Below are 2,640 nucleotides of genomic sequence, written 5' to 3' on the forward strand. Positions count from 1 at the left end.
CCGCCGGCGACCTGCCCACCACGCTCGGCATCCTCTGCCAGAACGTGGGCACCGCCGAGGCCGTCCACCGGGCGGCGATCGAGGGCCGGCCGCTCACCCACCGCCACGTCACCGTCACCGGCGACGCGGTCGCCGACCCGCGGGTGATGCTCGCCCCCCTGGGCGCACCGTTCTCCGACCTCCTCGCTGCGGCCGGCGGGGCGACGCCGGGCCTCGACCGGCTGATCATGGGCGGGCCGATGATGGGCTTCACCGTCGCCGACCCGGCGGTGCCCGTCGTGGCCGCCACCAACTGCATCCTCGCCGCCACCACCGCGCTGTGCCCGCCACCGCAGCCGGCGCTGCCGTGCATCCGATGCGGCGCCTGCGCTGACGCCTGCCCCGCCTCGCTCCAGCCCCAGCAGCTCTACTGGCACGCACGCGGCGGCGAGGTGGACACGCTGGCGGCACTCGGTCTCGGCGACTGCATCGAGTGCGGCGCCTGCGCCTACGTCTGCCCCAGCCACATCCCGCTGATCCAGTACTTCCGCCACGGCAAGGCGGAGATGGCGGACGCCCGCCAGGCCCGGACCATCGCCGAGCGCGCCCGCGAGCGCTACGAGGCCCGCCAGGCACGGCTCGCCCGCGAGGCGGAGGAGCGCCGCCAGCGCCGCGAGCAGAAGAAGGCACAGGCGCGCAGCGGCGGCGACGCCCGCAAGGCCGCGGTCGCGGCCGCGCTGGAGAAACGGCGCCGCCGCCGCGGAACGACGGAATCCGACGGCGACGACGGGGGACGCCCATGACCCTGCGCCAGGCCGTCTCCCCGCACCTGCGCCCGCCGCGTACCGTCGGCGGCACCATGCGCCTGGTCCTCTACGCGCTGGTACCCGGCGTGCTCGGCCAGCTGTGGTTCTTCGGCGCCGGCGTGCTCTGGCAGATCGGCCTGGCCACGGCCACCGCGGTGGCCACCGAGGCCGCCATGCTCCACCTGCGCGGCCGGCCGCTGGCGCTGTTCCTGCGCGACTGGTCGGCGGTGGTCACCGCCGTGCTCCTGGCGGTGAGCCTGCCGGGACTGGCGCCCTGGTGGATGGCCGTGCTGGGCACCGCCTTCGGGCTGGTGTTCGCCAAACACCTGTACGGCGGCCTCGGCCACAACCCGTTCAATCCGGCGATGGTGGGCTACGTGGTGCTGCTGGTGGCCTTCCCCCGGCTGATGAGCCAGTGGCCGGCACCGGCGGGGCTCGCCGGCGGGGCACCCGGACCGATCGCCGCCGCCCACGCCATCTTCGGCGGCGGGGTGGACGCGGTGACCGCGGCGACGCCGCTGGACGCCGTGCGCACCCAGCTCGGTCAGGCCCTGACCCTCCCGGAGATCCGCCAGGGACCGCTGTGGGGCGCACTCGGCGGACGGGGCTGGGCGGCGATCAACGGCCTGTACCTCGCCGGCGGCGCCGTGCTGGTGGCGACGCGCACCGCCGACTGGCGCATCCCCGCCGGCGTGCTCGCCGGCATCGGCGTGCCCGCGGCCTTCCTCTGGGCCATCGACCCCAGCCTCCACCCGGGGCTGTGGTTCCACTGGGCCAGCGGCGCGACCATGCTCGGTGCCTTCTTCATCGCCACCGACCCGGTATCCGCGGCGACTACCCCCCGGGGCCGGCTGATCTTCGGTGCCGGCATCGGCGTGCTGACCTGGCTGATCCGGACCTGGGGCGGCTACCCCGACGCGATCGCCTTCGCGGTGCTGCTGATGAACATGGCCGTACCGCTGATCGACCGCTACACCCCGCCGCGGATCTATGGCCACCCCCGCGGGGGCGGCCATGACTGAGGGCACCGCCCGCGGGACGGTCATCGCCGCCGCCGTGCTCACCGCCTGCGCGCTGGTGGGGGCGGCGCTGGTGGCCCTCACCCACCGGGACACGGCCCCGGCGATCGCCGCCAACCGCGAGAGCGCGGTGCGCGAGCGCCTCACCGCGGTGCTGCCGCCCGGGCCCTTCGACCGCTCCCCGGCGCAGGCGCCGCTGCAGGTGCGGGCGCCGGCGGCGCTGGGCAGCCGCGACGCCCTGCCGGTCTATCGTGCGGTGCGCGACGGCAAGGTCATCGCCGTGGTCTTCACCGCCGTCGCCCCGGACGGCTACGGCGGCGCGATCCGGCTGCTGGCCGGCGTGCAGCGCGACGGCGGCATCACCGGGGTGCGGGTGATCGCCCACCAGGAGACCCCCGGGCTCGGCGACGCCATCGAGGCGGACCGCTCCGACTGGATCCGCCAGTTCCACGGCCGGCGCCTCGGCGCCCCGCCGGCGGAGGCCTGGCGGGTGGCCGCCGACGGCGGCGCCTTCGACGCCATCACCGGCGCGACCATCACCTCGCGGGCGGTGACCGGCGCGGTGCGGCGGGCACTGGTATACTTCCGCGCGCATCGCGAGCGACTCCTCACGACGGACGGATGACGACGACCATGGCAACCCCCGGCGCGCAACGCATCCTCGCGGACGGGCTGTGGCACAACAACGCCGGCCTGGTCCAGCTCCTCGGCCTGTGCCCGCTGCTGGCGGTGAGCGCGACCGTGGTCAACGCCCTGGGCCTGGGCCTCGCCACGACGCTTACCCTGCTCGCCTCCAACACCACGGTCTCGCTGCTGCGCCGCCAGGTCCCCGCGGA

General features: G+C 75.9%; 4 protein-coding genes. All 4 read left to right on the top strand.

Annotated features, from left to right (window positions below; genetic code table 11):
- Positions 1 to 782, top strand: a 782-nt coding sequence (locus G7A99_RS17885; protein ID WP_163142713.1) for an SLBB domain-containing protein, incomplete at its 5' end; no start/stop codon positions are given.
- Positions 779 to 1,807 (top strand): RnfABCDGE type electron transport complex subunit D, encoded by a 1,029-nt coding sequence (locus tag G7A99_RS17890; RefSeq protein WP_018719293.1) that lies wholly within the window; start codon positions 779 to 781, stop codon positions 1,805 to 1,807. The genes G7A99_RS17885 and G7A99_RS17890, both read left to right, overlap by 4 nt.
- Positions 1,800 to 2,429, top strand: a complete 630-nt coding sequence (rsxG, locus tag G7A99_RS17895) for an electron transport complex subunit RsxG (protein WP_240466337.1) — start codon at positions 1,800 to 1,802, stop codon at positions 2,427 to 2,429. Before G7A99_RS17890 ends, rsxG begins: the two co-directional genes overlap by 8 nt.
- A gap of 8 nt (positions 2,430 to 2,437) precedes the next feature.
- Positions 2,438 to 2,640, top strand: a 203-nt coding sequence (locus G7A99_RS17900; protein WP_305792333.1) for an Rnf-Nqr domain containing protein, incomplete at its 3' end; no start/stop codon positions are given.

This window comes from Arhodomonas sp. KWT, assembly GCF_010993615.1.

Bases quoted from the DNA above. Each gene is read 5' to 3' on its own strand.
- G7A99_RS17890 (WP_018719293.1), top strand. From the start codon at position 779: ATGACCCTGCGCCAGGCCGTCTCCCCGCACCTGCGCCCGCCGCGTACC.
- rsxG (WP_240466337.1), top strand. From the start codon at position 1,800: ATGACTGAGGGCACCGCCCGCGGGACGGTCATCGCCGCCGCCGTGCTC.